3 protein-coding genes are annotated in these 1,844 nt (G+C 42.7%); all 3 read right to left on the bottom strand.

Annotation, left to right across the window (positions count from 1 at the left end; genetic code table 11):
- Positions 1-405: Ail/Lom family outer membrane beta-barrel protein (locus GTGU_RS23060; RefSeq protein ID WP_038163296.1), on the bottom strand; the 405-nt coding region annotated here is incomplete at its 3' end.
- Between the two features lie 81 nt (positions 406-486).
- On the bottom strand, positions 487-957 hold the full coding sequence (locus GTGU_RS23055; RefSeq protein WP_038163293.1) for a hypothetical protein: 471 nt from the start codon (positions 955-957) through the stop codon (positions 487-489).
- Positions 944-1,844 (bottom strand): polymorphic toxin type 25 domain-containing protein (locus GTGU_RS23050; RefSeq protein WP_038163280.1); only part of this gene is annotated, 901 nt, incomplete at its 5' end. The genes GTGU_RS23055 and GTGU_RS23050, both read right to left, overlap by 14 nt.

Here is a 1,844-nt window from a genome sequence, read left to right as displayed (position 1 = left end):
GGTGTTTTCGTGATTCACATAATCATCATTGACATTTATCCAGCGAGTTTTTCCTGTTGCTTTGACGTGAGCAATACCGCCCAGTACATACAATGAAACATATTCATTGATACGATATGCAGGGCCAACCAGAAGAGAGTAGTATTTGGCATCAATGCGGTTATCAACTGAGTCGCCGGAGAGGAAATAGTTTTGCTTATCATCACCACTCATATATGAGAATGAAGCAAGAGCACTCAGCGGGGAATCAAACTCATAGCGATATTGCAGATTTACGCCACGGATGTTTTTAAAATCCTGTACTTTGCTTTGGGCATAACCAATAGATACAGAATGATTATCAGCAAACGCTATCTCACTTACCATTGATGATAACAGTAATACTGCCAGTAATTTAATTTTCATTTTTAATCTCCTGTTTTTTTCTATTCCAGAAATATATGCATCAACACACAAAACCTGCTATGACTCCGCCAAATATTTGTTTTAATATCCATCCTTGTAATAATGCAAAATAAAAAATGCGATATATAACAATCGAGATAACCATAAAACTACAAAATGCAGTTTCACCCCCCCCCCAAAAAAAAACTCCTTTAGGAATTTGATTTTTCCATCATTGTTATAATGCACGCCAGATAAATATCTGCAATGAATAAATAATAAAAAAGCCGCCAAAATACCTATGACATTTGCTCGAATGGCTTTGAAATCAGAATTCAGTATGTAATCCTGAACTACACTCAAAAATGTAATAAAAAATACTGACAGGGCTGGGATGTTAGCCTTCCAGCCGGTGCCAAATAACATATAATCGAAAAATAAAAAAGAATCCCGACCTATCTTAACTCCCCCCAATTCTTTATATATAAAGAGAACAAAAAAAACAAAAAAAAGCAACATAAAAAACACTGAGGTGAATAAGAGTGCGTAATAATAAAAGTTATTTGAAATCATAGCGATATAGCTCCTCTGAGGTGTTGGCATTGATATCAACGTCACCAACTTTAGTTGCACTTAACCCCCAGGATGGACCAACACCAAATGTAAAACCTACACCATCCTTACTACCAGATAATCCCAATGATATTGCGCCAGCCCCTGCATTAACAGAATAATCATGCGCTGGAGAGCCTACAATACCGGGGAAATATGGACCAAATGATAGCCCTATGGTGGCACCTCCATGAGCACCAAGCCCGTACACATCTCCGCCATTAATAGACAGATGATTATCATCTACACTCGCAGAGTAAGTATGCCCTACTGTACCTATTGCAAAATCCCCACTAATTTGTCCTGTAGGGTGTACTTTTGCAGTTGTTCCCCATGAAGGTCCCATATGCGAAGCATCTATAGCATTGCCAATCTCCTCTGTTTTCTGACCTTTCATCCCAAGATCAAAAGCCAAAGAAGCATCCTGCTCAACTCTTGGTGGAATTAAACTTCCCCAGTTAGATAACGCATTATTATCCACAGTTGTCTTGCCTGACTGGGCCCCGGCCAGCGCAGATGAGGTGCTGTCTCCTGCCAGCCCACCCGCTATACCGGATGCGATGGTTGCCAGTGCACTGATGGTCTGTTTCTCTGTTTCGCTGAGTTCACTGAGCGGTTTGTTGTACACTTCCAGCGCTATCATCCCGACGAGTTCACCGGTAGCGGCACCTGCCGCACCCGCCAGCGCATTCTGCCCCTGCATGGACGCCAGGACCGCATTTGCCACGGCATGGGCTGCCACTTTACTCATGCCCTCAAGACCAGACTGATGTCCGATGACTTCAGCAACATAAGGCGCTGCCGCACCCGCGATCGCCGCATTCATGTCTCCACCGGCAGCCCCCTGT

The organism is Trabulsiella guamensis ATCC 49490 (assembly GCF_000734965.1).
Lineage (GTDB): Bacteria > Pseudomonadota > Gammaproteobacteria > Enterobacterales > Enterobacteriaceae > Trabulsiella > Trabulsiella guamensis.
The sequence above is the reverse complement of the archived record's forward strand: the minus strand, read 5'-3'. Positions and strand labels throughout refer to the sequence as shown.